Source organism: Microbispora sp. GKU 823, assembly GCF_002027145.1.
GTDB lineage: Bacteria > Actinomycetota > Actinomycetes > Streptosporangiales > Streptosporangiaceae > Microbispora > Microbispora siamensis.
The window spans coordinates 63,217-88,462 of the sequence record NZ_MWJN01000028.1; the positions used below are offsets into that span (position 1 = coordinate 63,217).

Here is a 25,246-nt window from a genome sequence, read left to right on the forward strand (position 1 = left end):
AGGCACTCGGAGACGGCCAAGATTTTTCGGCAACTGAAGGGAGGGCAGCATGAGCAAGACCCCGGCGAGACCACCCGCTGACCGCCTGCTCACGGTCGCCGAGGTCGCCGAACGGCTCGGTACGACCGAGCGTTTCCCCCGGCGGCTCATCGAGGAACGCCGGATCACCTTCGTCCGCCTCGGAAGGAAGGTGCGCATCCCCGAATCCGTGCTGAACGAATTCATCGCCGCTGGCATGGTGCCGCCCATCACCACGAGGGCCGGGAGGGCGGCATGAGTAAGCGGCGGTTCGGCCGTGTTCGGCAACTTCCCTCGGGCCGGTTCCAGGCGCGCTATCCGGGGCCTGATGGCCTCGACCGTCCCGCGCCCACGACCTTCGCCACCAAGCGTGAGGCCGACATCTGGCTGACCAAGAAAGAAGCCGAGATCCACTCGGGGGACTGGCTGAACCCGGACCGGGGCAAGGTCAGCTTCAAGGAGTACGGCGCGGCCTGGGTGGACGAGCGGCCGGGCCTGCGTCCCAAGACGGCACAGCTCTATGAGGGGCTGCTTCGCCTTCACCTGGTTCCGACTTTCGGCAATCAGGCCGTGAACGAGATCCGCGAGGCGCACGTGCGCAAGTGGCGCAAGAGCCTCTTGGACGGCGGCGTCGGGGCGGTCACCGTGGCAAAGGCGTATCGGCTGCTCAAGGCGATCTTCAACACGGCGATAGAGGACGGGCTGATCAAGTCAAATCCGTGCAAGATCAAGGGAGCAGGCAAGGAGGAATCGCCGGAGCGGCCGGTGCTGACCATGAAGCAGGTCTTCGCCCTGGCCGACGCGATCGATCCCCGATATCGGATGCTGATCCTCCTGGCGACCTTCGCGAGCCTGCGATGGGGCGAACTCGCGGCCCTGAAGCGGAAGAACGTCGATGCGGAGGCCGGGACGATCCGCGTCACCGGGACCACGACCGAACTCAAGGACGGGTCGGTCACCATCGGGCCGCCCAAGTCGGAGGCCGGCAAGCGCATCGTGAGCGTCCCGGCCGTGCTGCTCCCCGATTTCCGGGCGCACCTGGAGATGTACGCCGAGACGGGGGAGGAGGGCTTCGTCTTCGTCGGGCCGAAGGGCGCCCAGCTCCGGAGGGCGAACTTCACCCGGACATGGAGCAAGGCACTCAAGGACGCGAAGCTCAGCGGCTTCCACTTCCATGATCTCCGTCACACCGGGAACACGTTCGCCTCGCAGTCCGGCGCGACTCTGCGGGAGCTGATGAACCGTATGGGGCACTCGACCACGCGGGCTGCGCTGATCTACCAGCACACCGCGATGGAGCGGGACAGGGCCATCGCCGACGCGCTCGGGAAGCTCGCCGAGGAGGCGCTGAGCAAGCAAGATCCAGACGGATCGGGCACGTAACGGGCACGGAAGATCGAAATGACCCCGAAAAGAATCAAGGCCCCGGTCGGGAATCTGCTCCTGACCTGGGCCTTCGTTCGTGGAGCGGGTGACGGGAATCGAACCCGCGCTGTCAGCTTGGGAAGCTGATGTTCTGCCATTGAACTACACCCGCGTGACCGGCTGTGGAGCCCGTCGCTGCCCCTACTGTAGCGGATCCGGGGCGTGCTCCTGCAGTCCCGACGCGAAGATCCCCGATACCCGCCGGTCAGGGGGCCCACTAGCCTTGCACCCGTGCTGCTTTCCGATCGTGACCTCCGTGCCGAGATCGAGTCGGGCAGGGTGAAGCTCGACCCGTACGACCCGGCGATGATCCAGCCGTCCAGCATCGACGTGCGCTTGGACCGCTACTTCCGGGTGTTCGAGAACCACCGTTACCCGCACATCGACCCCGCGATGGAGCAGCCGGACCTCACCCGGCAGGTGGAGCCGGACGGCGACGAGCCGTTCATCCTGCACCCGGGGGAGTTCGTGCTGGCCAGCACGTACGAGGTGATCAGCCTGCCCGACGACATCGCCTCGCGGCTGGAGGGCAAGTCGAGCCTGGGCCGGCTGGGCCTGCTGACGCACTCGACGGCCGGCTTCATCGACCCCGGCTTCGAGGGGCATGTCACGCTCGAACTGTCCAACGTCGCCACGCTGCCGATCAAGCTGTGGCCGGGTATGAAGATCGGCCAGCTCTGCATGTTCCGGCTCAGCTCGCCCGCCGAGTTCCCGTACGGCTCGGACCGGTACGGCTCGCGCTACCAGGGGCAGCGGGGGCCGACGCCGAGCAGGTCGTTCCTGAACTTCCACCGCACCAAGATCTGAAGTGCCTCGGGCAACAAGTGTGTTACGAGAGACGTTCTGGGCAGCGGGAAGGGGAAGAGTAGGTTACAAGCGGGCTTGCATGGCCTGAACTTCGCATTTCCACTGGTAACCCGTACTCTTCTCTGCGGACCGTCCCCGCACATCTGGAGAAACGACGTGCGTCTGCGTCTCACGCCCCGTGAGGACAGCTACTACGACTTGTTCGCCGACTCGGCGAACAACCTCGTCACCGCCTCGCGTCTGCTGGTCGAGATCATCAGCGACGGTTCGGACCGGGAGGGTCTGGCCGAGAAGATGCGCGCCTGCGAACACGCGGGCGACGAGCGCACTCACGCGATCATGAACCGGCTCAATGAGAGCTTCATCACGCCCTTCGACCGTGAGGACATCTACCGCCTCGCGTCGAATCTCGACGACGTGATGGACTACATGGAGGCCGCCGCCGACCTGATCGTCCTCTACCAGATCGACCACCTGCCCAAGGAGGTCGTACGTCAGGTGGAGGTCCTCGAACGGGCTGCGGAGCTCACGGCGGACGCGATGCCGCGCCTGCGCGGGATGCAGCACCTCAACGAGTACTGGATCGAGATCAACCGGCTCGAGAACCAGGCTGACCAGGTCTACCGCAGGCTGCTGGCGAAGCTGTTCAGCGGCGAGTACGACGCGCTGACCGTGATGAAGATGCGCGAGGTCATCGAGCAGCTCGAGCTCGCGGCCGACGCCTTCGAGCACGTCGCGAACACGATCGAGTCGATCGCGGTCAAGGAAAGCTAAGTGGAGCTCGCGCTTGTCATCGGCGTGGTCGTCATCGCGCTGGTGTTCGACTACACGAACGGTTTCCACGACGCCGCCAACGCCATCGCCACCTCCGTCTCGACCCGCGCCCTCACGCCCCGGCTGGCGCTGCTCATGGCCGCGGTCATGAACTTCATCGGCGCGCATCTGGGCACGTCGGTCGCCTCGACCGTGGGTAAGGGGATCATCGCTCCGCCGGACGGCAGGCACGGCCTGATCATCGTTGGCGCCGCGCTGATCGGTGCCATCGTGTGGAACCTCATCACGTGGTACTTCGGCCTGCCCTCGTCCTCCAGTCACGCTCTCATCGGCGGCCTGATCGGTTCAGCCCTGGCCGCGACCGAGGCCGTGAAATGGGACGGGGTAGTCGAGAAGGTCGTCATCCCGATGGTGCTGTCGCCGGTCGTGGGCTTCTTCCTGGGCGCGCTCATCATGATCGCGATTTTGTGGATCTTCCGCAAGGCCAACCCTCATAAGGCGGGCAAGGGGTTCCGGTACGCCCAGACGCTGTCGGCGGCCGGGATGGCCCTCGGCCACGGCCTGCAGGACGCGCAGAAGACGATGGGTGTGATCTTCCTCGCCCTGGTCGTCGGAGGGTACGTCCCCAAGGACGCGAGCATCCCCGAGTGGGTCATCACGGCGTCGGCGCTCGCGATCTCCCTCGGCACGTACGCCGGCGGCTGGCGCATCATGCGCACGCTGGGCCGCAGGATCATTCACCTCGACCCGCCGCAGGGCTTCGCGGCCGAGGCGGCGGCGGCCGGTGTCCTCTACACGGCGGCCATCGGGTTCGGCGCGCCGATCTCGACCACGCACACGATCACCAGCGCCATCATGGGCGTCGGCGCCACCAAGCGGCTGTCGGCCGTGCGATGGGGTATCGCCGGCAACATCGTGACCGCGTGGGTCCTGACGATCCCGGCCGCGGCCATCGTCGCGGCGATCGGCTACTTCATCCTCAACCTCGTCCTCGGATAGAGGACATCCCTGTACGAGACGGCCGGCCGTGCGGGGGACCGGCCCGTCGGCGTTCAGCGCCGGTACATCACGTCGGTGTTCCACCGGGTGAACCCGAGGGACTCGTACAGCCGGACCGCCGCGCTGTTCTCCTCGTCCACGTAGAGCATGACCTGGGCGAGGCCGAGCGCGCGCAGGTGCGCGAGCCCGGCGAGCGTCAGCGCCCGGCCGAGGCCCGTGCCGCGCTCGCCCGGCGCGACCCCCACCACGTAGACCTCCCCGATCGGCTCGTCGCCGCCGTGCACCTTGGTCCAGTGGAAGCCCGCCAGCGCGTCTCCCCGTACGGCGAGGAAGAAGCCGGCGGGGTCGAACCACGGCTCGCTCTTCCGCAGTTCGAGGTCGGTCTCCGTCCAGGAGCCCTGCTCGGGGTGGGTGGCGAAGGCCAGCGCGTTGAGCGCCAGCCACGCCTTCTCGTCGCGTCCCGGCTCGAACGTGCGCAGCCGTACGCCCTCGGGGAGGGCGGCGGCGGGCAGGGGCTCGGACAGCGGGCGGCGCATCTGCCATAGGGACCGCACCCGGGTCAGGCCCGCGCTCGCGGCGAGGCGGGCCGCATCGGGCAGGTCGCCGTGCGCCCACAACCGGAGCCTGCCGCCGCTCGCCTCCAGCACGTCGCCCAGCAGCCGCCGGCCCAGGCCGAGCCGGCGGAACGCCGGATGCACCACGAGTTCGCCGCTCGGCCCTTCCTCCGGGTCCGCCGGGTCCAGGTGGGCGAAGCCCGCGACGTTCCCGTCCTTGTACAGCAGTACGGCTCTCGCGCCCTGATCGCCGCCGTGCCGCACCTGGAGCATCACGTGCTCGTTGAGCGGAGCGACACCGTCGGCCTCGGCGGCCGCCTCCACCAGGGCGAGCACCGCCGCCACCTGCTCGTCATCGAGCCGTTCCGTGATCTCCACGCGTACGTCCATGTCTGGCACGATAAGTGAAGGCTCGTCGATTCCCCTACCGGGCTTTGGCAATAGACGCCATGGGTTCCCTCCCTGAATCGTTATCTTTGCGCCATTTCCTGCTTAGATCCCCGCTCTACTGTCGGGGGTCATGACCCGAGCATCCCTGACGCGACTGGCCGTCGCCGGCGCCGCCGTGGTGGGCGTCGCCGCCCTCACGATGGGCACGGCCGCCGCATCTCCCGCTCCCCAATCCGGCAAGCACGACCAGAAGCCCGGTCCCTCCGTTCCCGTCCGGTTGCTGACCATCAACGACCTCCACGGCAACCTGGAGCCCCCGACCGGGTCCAGCTCCCGGATCCTCGACCCGAACGGCCCGCTCACCGACACCGACGGCTCGCTGACCGGCATCGCCGGCGCGAAGTACTCGATCGCGGGCGGCGCGTCCTACCTGGCCGCCCACCTCAAGCAGCTGCGCGACGCCAACACCCTCCTGGTGGCCGCGGGCGACCTCATCGGCGCGTCGCCGCTGCTGTCCGCCGCCTACCACGACGAGCCGACGGTCGCCCTGCTCGACAAGCTCGGCCTGGTCACCTCCTCGGCCGGCAACCACGAGTTCGACGAGGGCATCGACGAGCTCAACCGCATCATGAACGGCGGCTGCCACCCGGTCGACGGCTGCTCCCCGGCGGGTCAGTGGCAGGGGGCGAACTTCGACTACCTCGGGGCGAACGTCCTCAAGGAGGGCAACGGCGACTACGCCCTGCCGCCCTTCTACGTCAAGAAGATCAACGGCGTGAAGATCGGCTTCATCGGCCTGGTGACGCAGACCACTCCGAACATCGTCACCGCCGCCGGCATCAAGGGCCTCCAGTTCACCGAGGAGGTGGCGGCGGCCAACAAGGTGTCGAAGTACCTCGCCAAGCACGGGGTCAAGGCGCAGGTCGTGCTGGTCCACGAGGGCGACAACATCACCCCGAACCAGGACCCCAGCTCGTGCCCGGTCATCCCCGGCAACGGCTCGCGGATCGCCACCGGCCTCGACCCGCAGATCGACCTGGTCATCAGCGGCCACAGCCACCAGGCGTACGTCTGCAAGGTGAAGGACCCGGCCGGTCAGGACCGCGTCTACACCCAGGGCTCGTCGTTCGGCCGGGCGATCACCCAGATCGACTTCCGGGTCGACCGCAGGACGAGGGACGTCATCCGCTCCAGTGTCGTCGCCAAGAACAACGTGGTGACCCGCACCGTCACCCCGGACTCCGACACCGAGGCGTACATCAAGACCTGGCAGGAGCGGGTCTCGACCGTCGCCAACAAGCCGATCGGCAAGATCACCGCCAACATCGGGCGCGGTAACAACGTCGGCGAGACGCCGCTCGGCGACCTGATCGCCGACGCGCAGCTCGAGGCGACCAAGGCCGGCGGCAACGCGGAGATCGCGCTGATGAACCCGGGCGGCGTCCGCACCGACCTGACCTACGCCCAGAGCGGCTCGGAAGGCGACGGCGTCGTGACGTACGGCGAGGCCTTCCAGGTGCAGCCGTTCAACAACCTCATGCAGGTCGTCACGCTCACCGGAGCCCAGCTCAAGGCGCTGCTCGAGCAGCAGATCTGGAAGGTCGACCCGGTGACGGGCGGCATCACCCAGCGGATCCTCCAGCCGTCCTCGTCGCTGACCTACACCTTCGACACGACGAAGCCGGTGGGCTCGCGGGTCTCCGACATCAAGATCAACGGCACCGCGGTGACCGACACCCAGCAGATCCGGGTGGCCGCCAACAACTTCCTCGTCGGCGGCGGTGACGGCTTCACCGTCTTCACCCAGGGCACGAACCTGTGGAGCGGCCCGCTGGACATCGACGCGTTCGTCGCCTACATGGGCGCGCACTCGCCGATCGCCCCGCCGGCCACCGGCCGGATCAACCTCATCCGGTAGCCGCGGAGAAAGCCATGGCCCGCCCCCGTCGGGGGCGGGCCATCAGCGTCTGGCGGGTTCGGCCTCGTTCTGTTCGCCGCGGTCGGGGACGAAGCGGTAGCCGACGTTGCGGACCGTTCCGATGAGCGCCTCGTATTCGGCGCCCAGCTTGGCCCGCAGGCGCCGTACGTGCACGTCCACGGTGCGGGTGCCGCCGAAGTAGTCGTAGCCCCAGACCTCCTGCAGCAACTGGGCGCGGGTGAAGACCCGGCCCGGGTGCTGGGCGAGGTACTTCAGCAGCTCGAACTCCTTGAAGGTGAGGTCCAGCGCGCGTCCGCGCAGCCGGGCCGTGTAGGTCGCCTCGTCGATCGACAGGTCGCCGCTGCGGATCTCGTCGGGGACCTCGTCGGCGGCGGCCAGCGACAGCCGCCCGACCGCCATCCGCAGCCGGGCCTCGACCTCCGCAGGTCCCGCGGTGTCGAGGATCACGTCGTCCACACCCCACTCCGCCGTCATCGCCGCGAGGCCGCCCTCGGTCACGATCGCCATCAGCGGGCAGGTGACGCCGGTCGTGCGCAGCAGCCGGCACAGGCTCTTGGCCTGCACGAGCTCACGGCGCGCGTCCACCAGGATGGCGTCGGCCGGGGGCGTATCGATCAGCGCGGAGGCCTCGGCGGGCGCGACCCGTATCGAGTGCAGCAGCAGTCCGAGTGCCGGGAGCACCTCCGCCGACGGCTCCAGAGCGTTGGTCAGCAGGAGCAGATTGCTCACATGAGCCTCCTCGCACCATGTCGGCTCGGCGCCGTTTGCAGCACTGGAAACCGCGACAGCCGTACAAACACGTAAGGACCCGGGGGCCACATCGCCCGAGTCCATTAATTCGTAGGGTAGCCCACACGAAGTTTGCGTCCAATGTGCGTCACCCGTGTGAACAACACGTCACGTGGTTTACCGCCGTAACGTGACGGTGACGGAGAGCTTCCGAAGGGTGACGTGAGAGTGAGGGGAGCGACGCGTCATGGCCAGGGGAACGATCCGCTACTGGGCGGCGGCCAAGGAGGCCGCCGGAGTGCCGGAGGAGCCGTTCGACGCCGAGACGCTGGGGGACCTGCTCGCGGGGATCTCGCGGAACCCGGCCGTCGAGCGCGTGCTGCGCCGGTGCTCCTTCCTCGTCGACGGCGCCCCGGTGGGCACACGTGATCCGGCGACGATCGACCTCCCCGAAGGCGCCGTGGTCGAGGTTTTACCCCCCTTCGCGGGGGGATGAGCGACTACTCTGATCACAAAGGCGCCTTCGGAGGGGTCGGATGCGCAAGTTGGTCGTTGCCGTGGCACTGCTGGCCATCCTGCTCGTCGTGCTCGACCGGGTCGCCGTGGTCGGGGTGCAGCGTGAGATCGCCCGGCAGATCGAGGCGAAGTACGACCTGGCGCAGACGCCGTCGGTGCAGGTGAAGGGCATACCGTTCCTCACCCAGGCCATCTCGGGCCGGTACGAGGAGATCAGCATCGGCATCGGGAAGGTGGAGCGGGAGGGCGTCCAGCTCGAGCGCATCGACGCCACGTTGTACGGCGTCACCGCCCCGCTCTCCGACCTGATCCAGAACGCCGCGGCCACCGAGATCAGGGCCGACCGCGTGACGGGGACCGTGGTCATCTCCCGGCAGACCCTGTCGGCCCACGCGCCGCGCGGCATCAAGGTCGAAGGAGCCGGCGACGACAAACTCCGCGTCTCGGGCAACGTGCCCGTGCTCGGCAACCAGGTGCCGGTCACCGCCGACATGAAGATCCAGGTGGTCCAGGGCGGGATACGGCTCACGCCCGCCAACGTGAAGATCGCCGGTGCCATCCCCGTGCCGAACCCCGAGCGGCTCATCTCGTTCACGGTGCCGGTGAAGAACCTGCCGCTCAACCTCAAGATCACGCGGGTGAAGTCGACGAGCGAAGGGCTCGCGGTCCAGGGCACCGCGTCCGATGTCCCCCTCCGGTGAAGGCTCGCGTGACGATCGTCACACCCTCGAACCGTCACGCCCCGGCGTACGTGATGAGGATGTGAGTCCAGCCGGAACCGCCGACGAGGAGCTCATACGCGCACTTTGGGAGGATCACGGAGGGCCGCTGTACGGCTACGTGCTGCGGCTGACCGGTGATCCGGGCAGGGCGGAGGACGTGGTGCAGGAGACGCTGCTTCGGGCCTGGCGGCATCCCTCCGGGCTCCAGGGACGCCCGGTTCGCGCGTGGCTGTTCACCGTCGCCCGCAATCTCGTCGTCGACCAGCACCGGGCCCGCAAGTCCAGGCCACAGGAGACGGGGGACGAGGCACTCGCCGTGCTGCCCGCCGACGACGAGCTGGAACGGGCCGTCGAGTCGTGGGGGGTGGCGGAGGCGCTGGCCTCGCTCAGGGCGGAGCACCGCGAGGTGCTCCTGGAGACGTACTACCGGGGGAGATCGGTGAAGGAGGCGTCGGAGATCCTCGGCATCCCGCCGGGAACGGTGAAGTCGCGGACCTACTACGCCCTCCGGGCGCTGAAGCTCGCCCTGGAGGAACGGGGGCTGGCGCCATGACCTGCGAGGAGGTGCGGATCTCGCTCGGCGCGTACGTGCTGGGGGCGCTCGACGCCGAGGAGACCGCCGAGGTCGAGGCCCACCTGGAGACCTGCGCGGCGTGCCGGGCGGAGCTGGCCGAGCTGTCCGGGCTGCCGCCGCTGCTGGCCCGCGTGTCGGCCGAGGACATCGAGCGCGCCGCGGCGCCGCCGCGCGCCGTGCTCGACGGTGTGTTCGCGGATGTCTTCGCGAGTGTGGCCGCGGATGTTCCAGCCAATGCCCCGGAGGGTCCGGGCTCGGCGGCGGTCGCGCCCCCGGGCGTGTCGTCCCCCCGGCGCGGGCGCCGGTCCCGCGTGCTGCTGGCGCTCGCCGCGTCCGTCGTCGTCGCGGCGGCGGGCGGGACGGCGTGGGTGTCGGCGGCGCAGAAGGCGTCGGAGAGCCCGGCGGTGGGGTCGGCCGCCGCGGCTCCGGACCGGGCGAGCGGGGCGGTCCAAGGGCAGGCGGCCCCAAAGCAGGCGGCACAGGACGAGGCGGGCCAGGCCGACCAGCCGAGCGCGGAATCGCTCACACAGCCGTTCGTCGCCCCGGCATCGCCCGAGCCGCCCGTGTCCTCGTCCGCGCCGTCGGCCACGTCGTCCGGCGGGGCGGTGGCGAGGAAGGTCCAGCCGCCGGCCGCAGAAGCGACCGTCACCGCGTCGCCCGTGCCGTCCGAGGCGCGCGGGAGCAGCGGCGACGTACGCATCGCCGTACGGCTCGTGCCGCACGACGGCGGGACGCAGGTCGTCGCCAGGATCGCCGGAGTCCCGGCGGGCACGGTCTGCACGCTGCGCGCGGTCGCCAAGGACGGCACGGTCTCGACCCTCGGCAGCTGGACCGTGGGCAGAGGCGAGTATCGCGGGCAGAAGATGGTCCTCGAAGGCTCGACGGCGCTGCGGCCCGGCCAGATCGACCGGATCGAGCTCGCCGACTCGGGCGGCCGCGTCCTGGCGTCCGCCAGGCTGTGACCTCGCCGTGACCTGACTCCGGGAATCAGCCGCACCGGGCCTGCGGTTGCAGACGGTGATGGCAGGGATCGCGACCCTCGTAGCCACGCTCGTCCTGGGCGTGGTCCTCGGGCTGGTCGTGAGACGGCGCGACGGAAGGATGCGGGTCGTGGAACACGCCCCGGTGACGAGCGGCGATCTCGGCGCCGACCTCGGCGAGCGCGCCACGCTGGTGCAGTTCTCGACCGCCTTCTGCCAGCCCTGCCGGGCGACCCGCCGGATCCTGGGCGAGGTGGCCGGCATGGTTCCCGGCGTACGGCACGTGGAGATCGACGCGGAGTCGCGCCTCGACCTGGTCAGGCGCTTCGACGTGCTGCGCACCCCGACCGTGCTCGTCCTCGACGGCGCGGGCAACGTGGTGAAGAGGGCGTCCGGCCAGCCGCGCAAGGCCGACGTCATCGCCGCGCTCGGCGCGGCCGTGGACGGCGCGTCTCACGGGGCGTCTCATCCATCGGACAAGGTGTGACAGATGCCGAGACGGAAGGTACTGTCGTGGCCATGACTCCCACGACAGAGCTGCTCACGAAGCGGCGCGCGGTGGACTTCTGCCGCGTCGCGACCTCGCTCTGTCGCATGGCCTGAGGGTGATTCCTGCGGCTTCGTGCCGCGTTCCAAGAATCCTTCAGGAGCATCCCCACGATGCAGATAGACCCTCGTGGCCCGCGTTTCGGCGCGGCCGTGACCACTGCGGTCCTCGCGGTCGTACTGGTCACACAGAATCCCTGGCTGCTCGCCGCACAGGCGATCGTCTTCGCGCTCGGCGCCGCTGGCGCGTCGCCGTACGGGCTGGTCTTCCGCCGGTTCGTGCGGCCGAGGCTGGGGCCGCCGGCCGAGACGGAGGACGCGGCGCCGCCGCGGTTCGCGCAGGCCGTCGGGCTGGGGTTCGCGGTGGTGGGACTGATCGGGTTCGCGGCGGGGATCACCGCACTGGCCTTGGGTGCGACAGCAGCGGCACTGCTGGCCGCCTTCCTCAACGCAGCGTTCGGCTTCTGCCTGGGCTGCGAAATGTACCTGCTCATTCGCCGTCTACAACCTGGGAGAATCCAATGAGCCGCTCCGCCGTTCTGGTGGACGCCGACTGGGTCGAGGCCAACCTCGACACGCCGGGTGTCGTGCTCGTCGAGGTCGACGAGGACACCAGCGCCTACGACAAGGGTCACATCCGCGGTGCCGTGAAGATCGACTGGAGGACCGACCTGCAGGACCCGGTCCGCCGCGACTTCGTCGACAAGGCCGGCTTCGAGGCCCTGCTGTCGGCCAAGGGCATCGCCAACGACGACACCGTCGTCCTGTACGGCGGCAACAACAACTGGTTCGCCGCCTACGCCTACTGGTACTTCAAGGTCTACGGCCACGAGAACGTCAAGCTGCTCGACGGCGGGCGCAAGAAGTGGGAGCTGGAGTCCCGCGAGCTGGTCGAGGACGTCGTGGAGCGGCCGGCCACCCAGTACGTGGCCAAGGAGCCGAACAACGACATCCGCGCCTTCCGCGACGACGTCGTCGCCGCGATCGGCAAGCAGAACCTGGTGGACGTCCGCTCGCCCGACGAGTTCACCGGCAAGCTGCTCGCCCCGGCCCACCTCCCGCAGGAGCAGGCGCAGCGCGGCGGCCACGTGCCCACCGCCCGCAACATCCCGTGGTCGAAGGCGGCCAACGACGACGGCACCTTCCGCTCCGACGACGAGCTCCGCGAGCTCTACTCGGGCGCCGGCGTGGACCTCGCCAAGGACACCATCGCCTACTGCCGCATCGGCGAGCGCTCCGCGCACACGTGGTTCGTGCTGCACGAGCTGCTCGACCAGCCCAACGTCAAGAACTACGACGGTTCGTGGACCGAGTACGGCTCGCTCGTGGGCGTGCCGATCGAGCTGGGGGAGGCCCGCTGATGACTACCACCCAGGGTTGCGCTGCTCCTGAGCAGACCGTCGCGCTGCCGGCCGGCATCGACCTGTCCAACCAGGCCGTGATCCAGGGCGTCGTCACCGGCGCCGGCACGGCGTACGCCCGTCTGCTGGACCACAGCGGCGAGTTCACCGGCGAGGTCGTCGTCTCCGACGAGGGCATCTTCCGCTTCTTCGCCGCGCCCGGCCAGTGGACCGTCCGCATCATCGCCGGCGGCGGCGTCACCAAGGACGTCCCCGTCGAGGCCAAGCTCGGCGAGGTCGCCCAGCTCTCGGTCACCGTCTGATCCACCGCTTCACGAGAAGGCCGGTGCGTTCCGTGAACGCACCGGCCTTCTCGGTTTTCCTGTCGGCGGCTAGTATTACGTGCTACATGTAATACGTGATGGGAACGGGCGCGATGCGGCTGAACAGCAAGGGACAGGTCACCATCCCCGCCGAGATGCGCGAGAAGTACGGCCTGCATCCCGGTGACGAGGTCGATGTGATCGAAGTGGGCAACACCCTGCAGATCGTGCGCCGGGAAAGCAGCAGCACTCGGGGTCAGCGCGCCACTCAGCGGCTCAGGGGCAGTGCGACGACGTCCATGACGACCGACGAGATCATGGGACTGCTGCGTGACGAGTAACACCTTGCGCGTCGTCCGTGAGCGGGTCACCCTCGTCGATTCCTGTGTCCTGCTCGACGTCGCCACCGATGACCCCAAGTGGGCGGCCTGGGCCGCCGACGCCTTGGCACGGGCGCTGGACGAAGGACGGCTGGTCGTCAATCCGGTCGTGTACTCCGAGGTGTCGGTCGGCTACGAGAGCATCGAGAGCTTGAACGAGGCGTTGCCGCCCGAGGACTACGAGCGCGAGGATGTCCCCTTCGAGGCGGCCTTTCTGGCCGGGAAGGCCTTTCTCGCCTATCGCAGACGCGGAGGTGAGAAGAGGTCGCCGCTGCCCGACTTCTTCATCGGCGCGCACGCGGCGGTGCGGAAATACCGGCTGCTCACTCGTGACACCGCTCGATATCGGACTTACTTCCCCACAGTCGAGCTCATCGCTCCGTAGGGAGGAGCGGGAGCCGATAACATGCGGCAGGTGTCCGGAACGTCCGCACTTGCCGCCCCTCGCCAGGATGCCGCGCCGCGCCGGGCCTCCTGGGCGCTGTCGCCGTACGCGCTGCCGCTGAACGCCCTGCGGATCCTCGCGAAGTGCGCCCTGCCACTGATCTTCTGGTTCTCCGCCGGACGGCTCGTGCGGTGGGCGCTGCTCCTGCTGGCCGCGACCATCTCGCACGGCTCGTGGTACCAGGCCCGCCTCGTCGTGGTGATGTTCCTCTTCACGCTGGTCGTGATGACGTCGCTCGCCACGACCGTCGGCATGCTGTACGTCGTCCGTGAGGCGCTGCTGGAGACCCAGGCCCGGCGCGCGGGGGGCGAGGCCAAGGAGAGCCTCCTGAACGCCCTCAACCGGACCGCGCTCGTCTTCGCCGGCATCTACACGACCTGGGGGTTCGTCGCCGAGGACGCCCGCGAGTTCTCGGGCATCGACATCATGCGGCAGCCGGACCGGTACGTGCTCGACGCCGGCAGCGGTGACGACAGCGGGGTGGCGGCCGGGCTGCTCAACCTCGATCCGAAGGTCTCCCTGGCGACGATGGCCGTCGCCTACGCGGTCAAGTGGTATTTCGGCCGCCGTCACGAGGCGGGGGAGGGCCGCTTCTCCGGCATGCTCGCCACGTTCGGGGAGCTGGCGTTCGCGTTCTACGGGCTCAACGCGATCGCCGCCGCGGTGGGGGCGCGCTCCGACTGGATCGGCCACCGGTCCGCCGTCTCCGCCTGGCACGACTTCGCCGCCGGCGCCGAGGACAGCGTCCCGGGATGGAAGCAGGTCTCGGTGTGGCTGGGCGACGTCTGGCCGCACGTCATCGACGCCCTCGCCATCCCGCTCACGTGGCTGACCGTCGGCATCCTCGTCTACGGCGCGTACGCGGAGGACACCCAGACAACGATCAAGGGAACCCGCCTGGAGCAGGCGGCGGTGCACCTGGAGCGCACCCACAACTGGACGCGTCTCGCCCTCGCGAAGCTGAGCGCTGGCTGGACCGCTCGCTGGATCCCGCTGCTCAACTCCCTGCGCCTGACGGCGCGCGGGGGCGCCCCGCTGTTCGGGCTGTTCGCCCTCTGCTACGTCGGCCTGCACATCGGCGGCGACTATCTCCTGAGGGCCGGCCGCTATCTCACCGCGAGCGAGGAACCGTACCTGTGGTTCGCGACCGGCGAGCCGGTCGTCTACGTGGTGGACCTGGTCGTGACCCTGGTGACGATGTGCCTGATCGCCGCCACGTTCGACCTGGCCGCGACGCGGGCGCGCGCCAGGGCGAACGACGGAGCACCGGTCACCGGCGGAACCGCAGAACCTGATCGTCCCTCTCCGTCGAGGTGAAGGCGGCCTTCACGAAATCCTCGGCGGACTGACCGGGCACGTCCCGGTAGCTGCTCGGCCGCAGGGCGACCTCGACTTCGTCGGCCACGGAGGGCGGGACCACCCCCATCATCTCCAGCCGGTACGGCCTGCCGATCACGTTGTCCTTGGTGTCGGGCGGTGTCTCGTTGTTCACCGTCTCCACTCGCCACGTGCGCCCGGCTCGGTCGGTGAACGCGACCTCCGCCGGCTCCCCGTGACGAATGGCGCCCTCGGCGTCGAGCGCGGTCCTGGTCGCCACGACCTTCAGCCACTGGCGGTCGGACCGCTCCGGTTTGCCGGTGGGATCCTTGACCTTCTCCACGGTCACCCGCCACGACACGTGCTGCCAGACTCCCGCCTGGCCGGGCGGCACGACATGGACGGTGTAGTCGGGGCGGCCGTACTTGTACGCCTGGTAGCCGAACACCGTGGGGGCGCCGACGGCGAGCACGACGGACAGCACGGTTCCCCCCACGAGCAGGCCCGTACGCCGCGCGGGCGCTCTGGACTCCTCCGCGGAGACCTCTGCGGACTCCTCCGCGGACACTTCGGCGGGCGGCTCCGTGGGCGCTTCCCTGGGCGCCTCCGCGGATGGGCGAGCGGTTGCGAGCGCTGCGGGAGGCGGCTGCCGGTTCGTCCGCAGCGCGGGGAAGGGCTGCGTGGACCTGTCCTCGCCTTCGGGCTCCAGAGGCGGCCACACGCGCAGGTCCGTCGGCGGCTTCAGCGTGCCGGGGATGGGGACGGAGGGCGGCGCCGTCGGCACGGGCGGGGGAAGCGCGCCGCTGTAGGTGATGTCGGAGGGCTGCGTCGGCCGGGGGAGCGAACCAGTCGCGGGCGTCCGGGCCGTTCCGTCGGCGGGGTTCCGTCCATGGGCGTCTCGGTCATCGGCTCGCGCTCACGAGAGAGTGGTAGTCCTTCGCCTGTGAGATCAGCCGGTCGGCGGCGGCACCGGACAGCCCCAGGTCGATCTGCGCCTCGGGCGCGTAGGTGTCGCTCACCAACGGGCTGACGGGAGGGATGAAGACGAGGTCGGCACCCGGCACCTCGTCTTCGGGCACCTCGAAGACGAGCAGCCCGCTGGACCAGAACCCGGGCTGGATGTACTTGTTGAACAGCGTCAGCGCGTCGTTGACCTTGTCCGTCGGCTGGTAGCGCCGGCCGTCCGCCGTCAGGAGGACGGGGGGACTGAGTCTGCTCAGCTTGAAGGGCTCGCGCGCGCTCGTCGCCGAGACGTCGACCAGGAGGAACAGGTTGCTCGTGGCCACCTTGGTCACTTTGTTCGAGTAGTCCGTGGTGTCCACGGCGCGGGCGGCCGCGACCGACAGGACCTTCACGGTGAAGCGTTTGGTCTCCACCGTCTCGCCGATCCGGCCCTTGTAGGTCAGGTACGAGACACGCTGCTCGAAGGACATCGCGAAGTTCTGCTGTGTGTACACGGCGGCGGCCGCGAGCGCGATCCCCGCCACCCCGGCGGCGAAACGCCGCGCCAGCCCGCGCCTGGGCGGCCTGCGGCTCGCGGCACGACGGGCCGTACGGCTGTCCGCCTGGGTGAGCGTCATCAGCTGCTCTCCTTCCGTACGGGAAGGGTGATCCGGGCGGCCACCTCAGGCTCGAAGGGGCCCTTGTCGTCCTTGCGTTCGCCCACGAGCATCCAGTCATGGCCCTGGTTCAGCAGTCCGAGTTCCTCGTATTCGAACGAGCCCACGTCGAGGCTGATCTCGGGGGGCGCGGTCGCAGCGGGCTCGAGCTCGTACTTCACCACGACCGTGGTGGTGATTCCGGGATGCAGTTGGTGGCTCTCGACGCCGAGACTGAGCACGGAGACGTCGGGGCCGTACTTGGTTTTGATCTCCGGACGGGTCCGCAGGAGAGAGCCGGCGAAGGAGCCGAACGGCGAGTACTTCCCGGCATCCGGCATGACGCCGACCGAGGCCGTCTTGTCGCCCATGTTGGTGACCTTGAGAACGAGCTCCAGATAGCGCTTGGTGTCGCCGAAGTCGCCCTTCTCGGTGGTGTCGATCGCCTTGATGAACTGGGTGTGGAACTGCCCCTGGTCGATCGTGTCCCCGGGCGAGACCGTGGGCGGGGGCTTCTCCGGGGCCTCCTTCAAGCCGCCGAAGGCGGCCGTGACGCCGATGCCCACCACGGCCAGTGCGAGGGCGACCGGGACGAGGACCGGGCGTCGTCGGCGGGCGCCATTGGGGGATGACGTCATGGCAAGCGATGGTAGTACGACCACAGTTGCCCCATTGGTCGCAATGGTTCGGACCCCCGCGCGGAAATACGTCCGAATGGCGAGAAGCGCGCCCTGACAGGGCTTCCAGCTCCTACGCTGTGACCGAGGCGGACATGGAGGGCCCGTGGGCGACCCGCACCCCGAGCATGCCCAGTTGCAGGCGGACCGGATCTACCTGGGCTGGCAGTACGCGCTGCTGTACCCGGATCCCGGGCCGCCGCCGAAGCGACCGGCAAGGGAGGACGTCACCGAGCCTCCGGTGGACACCGAGTGGATCCACCGGGAGCGGCTCCAGAAGGACCTGCTCAACCGCCCGGTCCGGATCTTCCGTACGTTCATGGCCGTGGTGGCCGCGGGGATCCTCGTCCTCGGCGTGACCGGCCTGCTCACCTGGTCGTTCGTGGCGCTCGGCCTGGTCGCCGCCGGCGGCGTGGCCGCCATCTGCACCTACGCCATCCGGCAGGGCGACCGTACGGTGAACGAGCGGCTCGACGAGCGCCGCCGCAAGGCGCTGCGGGAGCAGGAGCGCCGCCAGCGGGAGATCGTCACGGCCCAGGAGGAGCACGCCGCGAAATACCGCGACTGGGCCGAGAAGAAGAACCGCTTCGACAGGCAGATCACCTGGTATGCCGTGGCGGTGCCCGACGACATCGACCGGGTCGACGTCGCCGGGGGCACGCTGACCGGCTGGTCGGCGCTGGTCACGCTGATCGGCGCGACCCGGCTCTACAGCGGCGGCCACCTGACCGTGCTCGACCTGTCGGAGGGCGCGATCGCCAAGGACCTGATCGAGCTGGCGCGCAGGGGCGGGGACGACCCGCTCGTCTGGGTGCTCCCGGTGGACCTGCCCCGGCTCGACCTGGGCGCGACGCTCAAGCCCGAGGCGTTCGCCGACGTGCTCGCCCACGTGGTGAGCGTGAGCGAGGAGACCAGCAGGGACATCGGCTTCGACAACGCGATCCTTGAGCGCGTGCTTGAGGTCCTGGGCGAGAACGCGACGATCAGCCAGGTCACCGCCGCCCTGCGGGCGCTCGCCCAGGTGGGCGACCCGCGCGACGACATGAAGGGCGGCCTGCTCACGGCGTCGCAGCTCGAACGCATCGGCACGCTGTTCGGCCGGGGCGTGGCCGACCGGGTGGTCATCGAGCGGGCGTGGGCGCTGGAATCGCAGCTGCGCAAGCTGGAGACGCTCGGCTCGCAGGCCGTGCGGCTGCCGCCCGCGCGGCTGCGGGTCGTCAGCATGGACCGGCAGGCGGGGGTCTTCGGCAACCGCGTGCTCGGGACGTACGTCGCGACCGCGCTCACGCACATCCTGCGCCAGTCGCCGGCGAGCGAGCGGCCCTGGTATCACACGATCATCGTGGCGGGCGCGGACAAGCTGCGCGGCGACGTGCTCGACCGGCTCATGGACGCCTGCGAGACCTCGCGCACCGGGCTCGTGCTGACCTACCGCAGCCTCACCCCGACCGTGCGGGAGCGGCTCGGCCGGGGACACGCGGCGGTCGCGTTCATGCGCCTGGGCAACGCCGAGGACGCCCGGGTGGCCAGCGAGCACGTCGGCACCGAGCACCGCCTGGAGCTCGCCCAGCTCACCGAGACGTTCAGCTCGGCGGTCAACGGCCCGAGCGGCTTCTACACCTCCACCGTCGGCGAGAGCCGTACGGAGGGGGAGGAGAAGAGCGAGGGCGACCTGCGGGAGGACATCACCGAGTCGACCGAGTGGGGGCGGCGCGCGCCCACGGTCGCCGACGGGGTCCTGCAGCGGTCGCGGGAGTTCCTGGTCGAGCCGCACCAGCTCCAGCAGCTCCCCACGACCTCCGTGATCGTCACCTACTCGACGGCGGAGGGACGCCAGGTGCGCCTCGCGGACGCGAATCCGGCGATACTCACCTTTCCGAAGACGACGCTGGGGGAGTTCGAGGAGATCCGCCGGGCCGCCCTCGCGCCACCGGAGCCCGAGCCGGAGCCGGAGGAGCCCGCGCTGCCCGACGTGCCCCCGAACCTCGGCCCGCCGCCGCCGCGCCTCGACTGGCGCAAGCGGCCATGACGGCTCCCGAAACGTCGTACGCGCCCATGACACCGTCCGCTGTCGGTAAGGGCATCGTCAACCGGGGTGTGCGGGCGTGATCGTTGAAGGAGTCTCTCCCCTGTTCGTCGTTAACTGAGGGGTCTGATGCAGCCGTTTCCCCTGAGCGGGCCGTGGTACCGGATTCAGGCGATCACCGCCCCATCGCGTAGTTCGTCCGCGGAGTGGGACTTCGTCACGGTGCTCCCCGCGGTCCTGTCCGCCGCGCAGCGCAACCGGCCGTTCGTCATCGGCTGGCTGTCGCGGGGTTCGGGTGCGCCGCTGGAGCTCATCACCAACGCGGGACCGCTCACGCCGCCCAAGCCGCCCAAGCGCGCGGCGACCACGCCGGAGCCGCCGGTCACCGGCCCGCAGCCGCTGCTGTTCCCCGGCGGCGCGCGCGGCGTGGAGATCGGTGACGAGTGGCTGGCCGACCTCGCCGACCTCGTCTGGACGCCGTGCCCCGGCCGCCAGGCTCCGCCGCTCTACGGCAGGCGCGAGCCGGAGCCGGACGAGACCAAGCGGCCCACGCTGTTCGAGTCGACGCTGGTCACGCTCATGTCCCGGCCGTTCGCGTGGGTGGTGGTCGCCGAGCCGACCGACCTGCTCGACGCCGAGGTGGCCCACCTGCGCACCCAGCTCAACGTGCTGCGCCAGTATGGCGACGCCTCGGAGCGGTCGCGGTTCGACGCCGAGCGGGCCGAGCGCCGGATGCAGGAGCTCGACGCCTTCCGCGAGGCCGGGCTGTGGAACGTCCGGGTGCTCGCCGGTGCGGCCGGCCCCGACGAACTGCGCCAGATCGCTCCGGTGCTGGTCGGCTCGGTGGAGATGAGCCACCACCCCTACCGGCTGCGCAGCGCGATGTCGCTGCCCGCCCTGAGCGGCGACGGCACCTGCGAGTCGGTGTACGGCTTCAGCGAGGCGCTGGCCGTCAACCTGCAGGACTCGGCCGACGGGGCGGCGGCGCCGTTCGCGGCGACGGCCGGGGCCCTCGCCGCGCTCGCCGGGCTGCGCGCCGCGAGGTGCCGGGCGTCCGGGTGCTCGACGCGGGCTTCTTCGACGTGACGAGCGAGGCCGAGGTCGAGGGCTCGGCGGAGACCGTGGACCTCGGCGCGATCGTCGACGGGCAGGACCGCGCCGTCGGAACATTCCGGGTGCCGCTGGCCACGCTGAACCGCCACGCCTTCGTCACCGGCGCCACCGGCTCGGGCAAGTCGCAGACCGTGCGGCACCTGCTCGAGCAGCTCACCAAGGCGGGCATTCCGTGGCTGGCGATCGAGCCGGCCAAGTCGGAGTACGCCGCGATGGCCGGCCGGGTCGAGCACCTGGCGCCGCTGACCGTCATCAACCCCTCGGCGCCCGACAACGTGCCGATCAGCGTCAACCCGCTCGCGCCCGAGCCCGGCTATCCGGTGCAGGCCCACATCGACATGGTCAGGGCGCTGTTCATGGCGGCCTTCGACGCTGAGGAGCCGTTCCCGCAGATCATGTCGCTGGCGCTGCAGCGCGTCTACGAGGCCAACGGCTGGGACGTGGTCACCGGCGGCGGCATCCCGGGGGCCGCCGTGCAGCCGGCCGTACCGACCCTGGAGCAGCTCCAGCAGCACGCTCTCGAGGTCATCCAGGAGATCGGGTACGGCAACGAGGTCCAGGCCGACGTCGAGGGCTTCATCAGCCTGCGCCTGCGCAGCCTGCGCGTCGGCAGCGCGGGCCGGTTCTTCGAGGGCGGCCACCCGGCCGACATCGGCGGGCTGCTCCAGCGCAACGTCGTGCTCGCGATCGAGGACGTTGCCAACGACGAGGACAAGGCGTTCCTCATGGGAACGCTCATCATCCGCATCGTCGAGCACCTGCGGATGCGCGCCCGCTCGGAACCGCGGGCCGAGGACGGCGTCGGCGGCCTGCGGCACGTCATCGTCATCGAGGAGGCCCACCGGCTGCTGCGCGACCGGGGCTCCCAGCGGGCCTCCACCCACGCCGTCGAGCTGCTGGCCGGGATGCTCGCCGAGATCCGGGCGTACGGCGAGGGCATCATCGTGGCCGAGCAGATTCCCACCAAGCTCGTCTCCGACGTGGTGAAGAACACCGCGCTCAAGGTCGTGCACCGGCTCCCGGCCGAGGACGACCGCGCGCTCGTCGGCGCGGCGATGAACCTGAGCGAGGACCAGTCGCGCCAGGTGGTGTCGCTCCAGCCGGGCTTCGCCGCGGTGTTCGCCGACGGCATGGACCGTCCGCTGCGCGTCCAGGTGCCGCTGGGCGAGGACCGCGAGCGCGAGACGCTCGGCCCGGTGCCGCCCATCTGCGGGCGCCGCTCGGCCGCCTGCGGGCGCGAGTGCCGTACGGGGAAGGCGTGCACGCTGGTCGAGCTGCGCGAGGCCGACCTGCTCGCGGTGGCCCCGGAGTGGGCGTGGCTGCGCATCTGGACCGACACGGTCGTCCTGGCGTTCGTGACGAACCGGTCGCTGCCGGGCGTGCCGCGCGTGCTCGCCGACATCTGGGCGGAGCTGCCGGCCAAGCGGCGCGAGTGCCTGCTGGCCACGCTGGTCGAGCGGTCGGTCTCGCGCCGCGCCTGGTCGCTGCGCACGTGGTTCGACCCCGCGCTGCTCACCGAGAAGGCCGCCGAGGTCGCCGCCGGGCTGCTCGCGGCGGGCCAGGCGGACGGCGCGGAGAGCGAGCCGCCGATGCGGGCGGGCGAGCGGCCGGGCGCGGCCTGGGTGATCCCCCAGGTCCGCTGGCTGCACGAGGTGGACCGGCTGTTCCCGTTCGGGCATCCCGCGCCCAACCTGCGCAGCCCGGCCCCGGCGATGGAGTATCCGCTGTTCGGCACCGACCCCGCGGGCCGGCCGTACCCCCACCAGGGGGTCAACGGCGCCGAGCCGGCCGAGGGCGGGGTCGCGGTCGGCGTACGCACCGAGCTGCTCGGCCACCGCGCCAAGGCGCTGCGCCACCACCCGCTGTCGATGGAGGTGGACCGCAACCGCGCACTGGCCTGGCGGGTCATCCTGGGCGACGACGAGCACGAGGGCATCCAGCGCGACGTGACGACGGTCGCCATCGGGGTCGAGCCGCGTGAGCGGGTCAAATACGTGGCCCAGACGATGAGCGCGGGCTGGCTGGAGACGGTTCTGTCCTGGCCGCGCCGGTTCGTGCTGCCGTTCGACGGCGACACCCCCGCGGAGCTGTCCTTCGGATCGTGACATCCGCGTGGCCGACTAGGATCGCGGCATGAGTCAGCTTCCGTTGCGGGCGCAGCTCGCCAGCGCCCTGGGCCGCACGGCCGCGACGCTGTCCAGGGCCACCGGGCGTGGCGACGGCTCGGTGATCGGCGGCAGGGTCGGCCTCATGCTGGAGCCCGACCTGCTGCGCAAGCTCGCGGCCGACCGCAAGCTCGTCCTGGTCAGCGCCACGAACGGCAAGACCACGACGACGCGTCTGATCACCTCGGCGCTGCAGGAGCTCGGCGACGTGGCGACGAACGCGTTCGGCGCCAACATGCCCGCCGGGCACGTGTCGGCGCTCGCCTCCAACAAGGACGCGCCGTACGGCGTGCTGGAGGTCGACGAGAAGTACCTTCCCGAGGTCCTCGACACGACCAACGCCGGCATCGTCTGCCTCATGAACCTGAGCCGCGACCAGATGGACCGGGCGGCCGAGATCTGGCTGCTGGCCCAGAAGTGGCGCCGCGCGCTCGCCGGCAGGCCCGTCCACGTGATCGCCAACTGCGACGACCCGCTGGTCACCTGGGCCGCGTCCGCCGCGGCCGGGGTCACCTGGGTGGCGGCGGGGCAGCGCTGGCGGGAGGACTCCTGGTGCTGCCCCGAGTGCGGCGGCCCGCTCGACCGCGCCGGGTTCGGCAACGGAGGTCAGGGGCTCACTCCGGCCCAGATGGCCGACACGAACTGGGCGTGCCGCGAGTGCACCTTCCGCCGGCCCCAGCCCAACTGGGTGCTCGACGGGGAGTACGTGACCGACCCCTGGGGTCAGCACTGGCGCCTGGACATCCAGCTTCCCGGCCAGGCCAACCGGGCGAACGCCGCCGTCGCGCTGGCGGTCGCCGCGACGCTCGGCCTCGACCCCGGCCGGGCGCTGCCCCGGCTGCGTACGGTGACCTCCGTGGCCGGGCGTTACACGACCGTCGAGCGGGACGGCAGGTCGCTGCGGCTGCTGCTGGCCAAGAACCCGGCCGGCTGGCTGGAGGCGTTCGACGTCGCCGATCCGGCGCTGCCGATCATCCTGTCGGTCAACGCGCAGGGGCCGGACGGCCGCGACACCTCCTGGCTGTGGGACGTCGACTACCGCATCCTGCGCGGCCGGCCCGTCCTCGTCACCGGCGAGCGCCGCCTCGACCTCGCGCTGCGGCTGGCCGTCGCCGGCGTCCCCTTCCAGCTCTGCGACTCGTTCGAGCAGGCGATGGGCCTCCTCGCGCCCGGCAAGATCGACGTGATCGCCAACTACACCGCGTTCCAGCAGATCCGAGCGGAGTTCGGCCGTGCAGTCTGAATTGTCCATCGTCTGGATCTATCCCGACCTTCTCAGCACGTACGGCGACCAGGGCAACGTCCTGGTGCTGGAGCAGCGGGCCCGGGCCCGGGGCATCCCGACCAGGACCGTACACGTACGCTCGTCCGACCCCGTGCCGCAGCAGGGCGACGTCTACCTGATCGGCGGCGGCGAGGACCGGCCGCAGATCCTCGGGGCGGAGCGGTTGCGCCGCGACGGCGGTCTGCACGCCGCGATCCAGCGCGGCGCGGCCATGCTGGCGGTCTGCGCCGGCTACCAGATCATGGGCACGGTGTTCGGCGGTGAGGAAGGGCAGCCGGTGCCCGGCGTCGGCCTGCTGGACATCAGCTCGGGACGGGGCGAGCGGCGCGCCGTCGGCGAGCTGGCCGCCGAGGTTGATCCGGCCCTGGGGCTGCCCACGCTGACGGGCTTCGAGAACCACATGGGCGTGACCAGGCTCGGCCCCGGCGTGCGCCCGCTGTCGCGGACCCTCGTCGGCACCGGCAACGGCGACGGCACGGAGGGCTGCTACGCGGGCCGCGTCATCGGCACCTATCTGCACGGTCCGGCGCTCGCCCGCAACCCCGCGCTGGCCGACCTGCTGCTGAGCTGGGTGACCGGACCGCTGCCCCCGATCGACGACAGCTGGTATCAGGCGCTGCGCGACGAACGCCTGCGCGCGGTGCTGCCGAGCTGATCGGTCAGCAGGTCCTGGCCGCTCAGCAGACCCCGGCCGGTCAGTAGATCAGCGCCTGCACGCCCTCGCCCAGGGCCTCCTCGACGAACGTGGAGGCCCCGGCGATGCGCACGCCGTCGATCACGTCGTCCACGGTGATGTCCCGGCGGGCGGCGCACTGGGTGCACAGCGTGACCCTGCCCGCGGCGAGCACGGCGTCGAGCATGTCCTCCAGCGGGGCGGCCTCGGCCAGGGTGAACTCCTTGGCCCGGCCGGGCAGCGCGAACCACGAGGACTCGCCGGTCAGCCACAACGAGACCGGGACACCGCTCGCCAGCGCGGCCGCCGCGACCGTGAACGCCTGGTTGCAGCGCTCCGGGGCGTCCGCCCCCGCCGTCACCTTGATCACCAGTGATCGTGCCATGCTGCGAGCCTAGTCCGCCGGGGTCGCCGGTGTGTCGGCGCATGCCGTACAAGTTGGGCATTCCGCGCATGCCGTGCGTGGTGTGAGGGGCCGTCCGCGCGCCTCTAAGCTCGTCTCCATGGACGTACATCCCGACCTCGAGCCGATCGCCTTCCTCCTGGGCCGCTGGGAGGGGGCCGGGGTGATCGGCTATCCCACCATGGAGAGCGCCAACTTCGGCCAGGAGATCGTCTTCGGGCACAACGGGAAGCCGTTCCTGACCTATCAGAGCCGTACGTGGCTGCTCGACGCCGAGGGCAACAAGGTCCGGCCCCTGTCCACGGAGACGGGGTTCTGGCGGATCCAGCCCGAGCGCCAGATCGAGGTGTGCCTCGCGCACCCGACCGGCATCGTGGAGATCTACGTGGGGGAGGTCGTCTTCCACAAGATCGAGCTGCGTACGGACGTGGTCGCGCGGACCACGACGGCCAAGGAGTACAACGCGGGCCACCGGCTCTACGGCCTGGTCAACGGCAACCTCATGTACGCCTACGACATGTCGGCGAT

The 25,246-nt window shown here is 70.2% G+C and carries 29 protein-coding genes and 1 tRNA gene; 23 read left to right on the forward strand and 7 right to left on the reverse strand.

Annotation, left to right across the window (positions count from 1 at the left end; genetic code table 11):
- Positions 1-49: 49 nt before the first annotated feature.
- Together B1L11_RS17110 and B1L11_RS17115 are read left to right on the forward strand one after the other, a co-directional pair.
- A complete protein-coding gene (locus B1L11_RS17110) occupies positions 50-277 on the forward strand; it encodes an excisionase family DNA-binding protein (protein ID WP_079315404.1) in 228 nt (75 codons plus the stop codon).
- Entirely contained in the window at positions 274-1,401 is a 1,128-nt protein-coding gene (locus B1L11_RS17115; protein ID WP_143737330.1) for a tyrosine-type recombinase/integrase, read from the forward strand. The genes B1L11_RS17110 and B1L11_RS17115 overlap by 4 nt, the downstream gene beginning before the upstream one ends.
- A gap of 80 nt (positions 1,402-1,481) precedes the next feature.
- Here the strand turns inward: B1L11_RS17115 and B1L11_RS17120 are convergent.
- Positions 1,482-1,555: transfer RNA gene (locus tag B1L11_RS17120), tRNA-Gly, on the reverse strand.
- A gap of 119 nt (positions 1,556-1,674) precedes the next feature.
- Here B1L11_RS17120 and dcd point away from each other — a divergent pair.
- The 3 genes from dcd to B1L11_RS17135 all read left to right on the forward strand — a co-directional run bounded on the left by dcd (position 1,675) and on the right by B1L11_RS17135 (position 4,023).
- Positions 1,675-2,250, forward strand: a complete 576-nt coding sequence (gene dcd / locus B1L11_RS17125) for a dCTP deaminase (RefSeq protein ID WP_079315405.1) — start codon at positions 1,675-1,677, stop codon at positions 2,248-2,250.
- Between the two features lie 156 nt (positions 2,251-2,406).
- A complete protein-coding gene (locus tag B1L11_RS17130; RefSeq protein ID WP_079315406.1) occupies positions 2,407-3,024 on the forward strand; it encodes a DUF47 domain-containing protein in 618 nt (205 codons plus the stop codon).
- A complete protein-coding gene (locus tag B1L11_RS17135) occupies positions 3,025-4,023 on the forward strand; it encodes an inorganic phosphate transporter (RefSeq protein WP_079315407.1) in 999 nt (332 codons plus the stop codon).
- Between the two features lie 53 nt (positions 4,024-4,076).
- Here B1L11_RS17135 and mshD read toward each other — a convergent pair whose 3' ends face one another.
- Complete coding sequence (gene mshD / locus B1L11_RS17140; protein WP_079315408.1) at positions 4,077-4,967, reverse strand: mycothiol synthase; 891 nt, start codon at positions 4,965-4,967, stop codon at positions 4,077-4,079.
- A 130-nt stretch (positions 4,968-5,097) separates the two neighbouring features.
- Here mshD and B1L11_RS17145 point away from each other — a divergent pair, with 130 nt between their 5' ends.
- Positions 5,098-6,885 (forward strand): bifunctional UDP-sugar hydrolase/5'-nucleotidase, encoded by a 1,788-nt coding sequence (locus tag B1L11_RS17145; RefSeq protein WP_079315409.1) that lies wholly within the window; start codon positions 5,098-5,100, stop codon positions 6,883-6,885.
- Positions 6,886-6,927: 42 nt separating this feature from the next.
- Here the strand turns inward: B1L11_RS17145 and B1L11_RS17150 are convergent, their stop codons facing one another.
- Entirely contained in the window at positions 6,928-7,635 is a 708-nt protein-coding gene (locus B1L11_RS17150) for a response regulator transcription factor (RefSeq protein ID WP_079315410.1), read from the reverse strand.
- Positions 7,636-7,882: 247 nt separating this feature from the next.
- Between B1L11_RS17150 and B1L11_RS17155 the strand changes: the two genes are divergently transcribed.
- The 11 genes from B1L11_RS17155 (at position 7,883) to B1L11_RS17205 (ending at position 14,778) form a co-directional block, all read left to right on the forward strand.
- The gene (locus B1L11_RS17155; RefSeq protein ID WP_079315411.1) at positions 7,883-8,131 is read left to right on the forward strand and encodes a MoaD/ThiS family protein; all 249 of its coding nucleotides are present in this window, start codon (positions 7,883-7,885) and stop codon (positions 8,129-8,131) included.
- Positions 8,132-8,171: 40 nt separating this feature from the next.
- Entirely contained in the window at positions 8,172-8,852 is a 681-nt protein-coding gene (locus tag B1L11_RS17160; protein ID WP_079315412.1) for a DUF2993 domain-containing protein, read from the forward strand.
- Between the two features lie 61 nt (positions 8,853-8,913).
- On the forward strand, positions 8,914-9,426 hold the full coding sequence (locus tag B1L11_RS17165; protein ID WP_256862628.1) for a sigma-70 family RNA polymerase sigma factor: 513 nt from the start codon (positions 8,914-8,916) through the stop codon (positions 9,424-9,426).
- Positions 9,423-10,409, forward strand: a complete 987-nt coding sequence (locus B1L11_RS48380) for an anti-sigma factor (RefSeq protein WP_079315414.1) — start codon at positions 9,423-9,425, stop codon at positions 10,407-10,409. Before B1L11_RS17165 ends, B1L11_RS48380 begins: the two co-directional genes overlap by 4 nt.
- Positions 10,410-10,548: 139 nt before the next feature.
- The gene (locus B1L11_RS17175; RefSeq protein ID WP_256862631.1) at positions 10,549-10,914 is read left to right on the forward strand and encodes a thioredoxin family protein; all 366 of its coding nucleotides are present in this window, start codon (positions 10,549-10,551) and stop codon (positions 10,912-10,914) included.
- Positions 10,915-11,087: 173 nt separating this feature from the next.
- Positions 11,088-11,498 carry a DUF4395 domain-containing protein gene (locus B1L11_RS17180; protein ID WP_079315416.1) on the forward strand — a complete coding sequence of 137 codons (411 nt, stop codon included), beginning with the start codon at positions 11,088-11,090 and terminating at the stop codon, positions 11,496-11,498.
- A complete protein-coding gene (locus B1L11_RS17185) occupies positions 11,495-12,334 on the forward strand; it encodes a sulfurtransferase (protein ID WP_079315417.1) in 840 nt (279 codons plus the stop codon). Before B1L11_RS17180 ends, B1L11_RS17185 begins: the two co-directional genes overlap by 4 nt.
- On the forward strand, positions 12,334-12,636 hold the full coding sequence (locus B1L11_RS17190; protein ID WP_079315418.1) for a DUF1416 domain-containing protein: 303 nt from the start codon (positions 12,334-12,336) through the stop codon (positions 12,634-12,636). Before B1L11_RS17185 ends, B1L11_RS17190 begins: the two co-directional genes overlap by 1 nt.
- Before the next feature lie 98 nt (positions 12,637-12,734).
- On the forward strand, positions 12,735-12,977 hold the full coding sequence (locus tag B1L11_RS17195) for an AbrB/MazE/SpoVT family DNA-binding domain-containing protein (RefSeq protein ID WP_256862632.1): 243 nt from the start codon (positions 12,735-12,737) through the stop codon (positions 12,975-12,977).
- On the forward strand, positions 12,967-13,401 hold the full coding sequence (locus tag B1L11_RS17200) for a type II toxin-antitoxin system VapC family toxin (RefSeq protein ID WP_204051493.1): 435 nt from the start codon (positions 12,967-12,969) through the stop codon (positions 13,399-13,401). The genes B1L11_RS17195 and B1L11_RS17200 overlap by 11 nt, the downstream gene beginning before the upstream one ends.
- Positions 13,402-13,431: 30 nt before the next feature.
- Entirely contained in the window at positions 13,432-14,778 is a 1,347-nt protein-coding gene (locus B1L11_RS17205) for a hypothetical protein (RefSeq protein ID WP_143737331.1), read from the forward strand.
- On the opposite strand, the gene B1L11_RS17210 is transcribed toward B1L11_RS17205, so the two are convergent.
- The 3 genes from B1L11_RS17210 to B1L11_RS17220 all read right to left on the reverse strand — a co-directional run bounded on the left by B1L11_RS17210 (position 14,732) and on the right by B1L11_RS17220 (position 17,014).
- Positions 14,732-15,346 (reverse strand): hypothetical protein, encoded by a 615-nt coding sequence (locus B1L11_RS17210; RefSeq protein WP_079315421.1) that lies wholly within the window; start codon positions 15,344-15,346, stop codon positions 14,732-14,734. The genes B1L11_RS17205 and B1L11_RS17210 overlap by 47 nt on opposite strands.
- 334 nt (positions 15,347-15,680) lie before the next feature.
- On the reverse strand, positions 15,681-16,358 hold the full coding sequence (locus B1L11_RS17215; protein ID WP_079315422.1) for a DUF4352 domain-containing protein: 678 nt from the start codon (positions 16,356-16,358) through the stop codon (positions 15,681-15,683).
- Positions 16,358-17,014 carry a hypothetical protein gene (locus B1L11_RS17220; protein ID WP_143737333.1) on the reverse strand — a complete coding sequence of 219 codons (657 nt, stop codon included), beginning with the start codon at positions 17,012-17,014 and terminating at the stop codon, positions 16,358-16,360. Before B1L11_RS17220 ends, B1L11_RS17215 begins: the two co-directional genes overlap by 1 nt.
- 145 nt (positions 17,015-17,159) lie before the next feature.
- On the opposite strand from B1L11_RS17220, the gene B1L11_RS17225 reads away from it, so the two are divergent.
- The 5 genes from B1L11_RS17225 (at position 17,160) to B1L11_RS17245 (ending at position 24,297) form a co-directional block, all read left to right on the forward strand.
- Positions 17,160-19,082 carry a hypothetical protein gene (locus B1L11_RS17225; protein ID WP_079315424.1) on the forward strand — a complete coding sequence of 641 codons (1,923 nt, stop codon included), beginning with the start codon at positions 17,160-17,162 and terminating at the stop codon, positions 19,080-19,082.
- Positions 19,083-19,208: 126 nt separating this feature from the next.
- Entirely contained in the window at positions 19,209-20,165 is a 957-nt protein-coding gene (locus B1L11_RS51070; RefSeq protein WP_079315425.1) for a hypothetical protein, read from the forward strand.
- Positions 20,138-22,297 (forward strand): ATP-binding protein, encoded by a 2,160-nt coding sequence (locus tag B1L11_RS17235; RefSeq protein WP_079315426.1) that lies wholly within the window; start codon positions 20,138-20,140, stop codon positions 22,295-22,297. Before B1L11_RS51070 ends, B1L11_RS17235 begins: the two co-directional genes overlap by 28 nt.
- Positions 22,298-22,325: 28 nt before the next feature.
- The gene (locus B1L11_RS17240) at positions 22,326-23,600 is read left to right on the forward strand and encodes a MurT ligase domain-containing protein (RefSeq protein WP_079315427.1); all 1,275 of its coding nucleotides are present in this window, start codon (positions 22,326-22,328) and stop codon (positions 23,598-23,600) included.
- Positions 23,590-24,297: a type 1 glutamine amidotransferase gene (locus B1L11_RS17245; RefSeq protein WP_079315428.1), complete on the forward strand. Its 708-nt coding sequence runs from the start codon at positions 23,590-23,592 to the stop codon at positions 24,295-24,297. Before B1L11_RS17240 ends, B1L11_RS17245 begins: the two co-directional genes overlap by 11 nt.
- A gap of 40 nt (positions 24,298-24,337) precedes the next feature.
- Here B1L11_RS17245 and B1L11_RS17250 read toward each other — a convergent pair whose 3' ends face one another.
- Positions 24,338-24,700: a DsrE family protein gene (locus B1L11_RS17250; protein ID WP_079315429.1), complete on the reverse strand. Its 363-nt coding sequence runs from the start codon at positions 24,698-24,700 to the stop codon at positions 24,338-24,340.
- Positions 24,701-24,818: 118 nt separating this feature from the next.
- Between B1L11_RS17250 and B1L11_RS17255 the strand changes: the two genes are divergently transcribed.
- Positions 24,819-25,246, forward strand: a 428-nt coding sequence (locus B1L11_RS17255) for an FABP family protein (protein ID WP_079315430.1), incomplete at its 3' end; no start/stop codon positions are given.

Coding starts and splice junctions, on each gene's coding strand:
- B1L11_RS17110 (WP_079315404.1), top strand. CDS start 50: ATGAGCAAGACCCCGGCGAGACCACCCGCTGACCGCCTGCTCACGGTC.
- B1L11_RS17115 (WP_143737330.1), top strand. CDS start 274: ATGAGTAAGCGGCGGTTCGGCCGTGTTCGGCAACTTCCCTCGGGCCGG.
- mshD (WP_079315408.1), bottom strand. CDS start 4,967: ATGGACGTACGCGTGGAGATCACGGAACGGCTCGATGACGAGCAGGTG.
- B1L11_RS17145 (WP_079315409.1), top strand. CDS start 5,098: ATGACCCGAGCATCCCTGACGCGACTGGCCGTCGCCGGCGCCGCCGTG.
- B1L11_RS17155 (WP_079315411.1), top strand. CDS start 7,883: ATGGCCAGGGGAACGATCCGCTACTGGGCGGCGGCCAAGGAGGCCGCC.
- B1L11_RS17160 (WP_079315412.1), top strand. CDS start 8,172: ATGCGCAAGTTGGTCGTTGCCGTGGCACTGCTGGCCATCCTGCTCGTC.
- B1L11_RS48380 (WP_079315414.1), top strand. CDS start 9,423: ATGACCTGCGAGGAGGTGCGGATCTCGCTCGGCGCGTACGTGCTGGGG.
- B1L11_RS17175 (WP_256862631.1), top strand. CDS start 10,549: ATGCGGGTCGTGGAACACGCCCCGGTGACGAGCGGCGATCTCGGCGCC.
- B1L11_RS17180 (WP_079315416.1), top strand. CDS start 11,088: ATGCAGATAGACCCTCGTGGCCCGCGTTTCGGCGCGGCCGTGACCACT.
- B1L11_RS17185 (WP_079315417.1), top strand. CDS start 11,495: ATGAGCCGCTCCGCCGTTCTGGTGGACGCCGACTGGGTCGAGGCCAAC.
- B1L11_RS17190 (WP_079315418.1), top strand. CDS start 12,334: ATGACTACCACCCAGGGTTGCGCTGCTCCTGAGCAGACCGTCGCGCTG.
- B1L11_RS17195 (WP_256862632.1), top strand. CDS start 12,735: ATGGGAACGGGCGCGATGCGGCTGAACAGCAAGGGACAGGTCACCATC.
- B1L11_RS17215 (WP_079315422.1), bottom strand. CDS start 16,358: ATGACGCTCACCCAGGCGGACAGCCGTACGGCCCGTCGTGCCGCGAGC.
- B1L11_RS17220 (WP_143737333.1), bottom strand. CDS start 17,014: ATGACGTCATCCCCCAATGGCGCCCGCCGACGACGCCCGGTCCTCGTC.
- B1L11_RS51070 (WP_079315425.1), top strand. CDS start 19,209: ATGCAGCCGTTTCCCCTGAGCGGGCCGTGGTACCGGATTCAGGCGATC.
- B1L11_RS17240 (WP_079315427.1), top strand. CDS start 22,326: ATGAGTCAGCTTCCGTTGCGGGCGCAGCTCGCCAGCGCCCTGGGCCGC.
- B1L11_RS17250 (WP_079315429.1), bottom strand. CDS start 24,700: ATGGCACGATCACTGGTGATCAAGGTGACGGCGGGGGCGGACGCCCCG.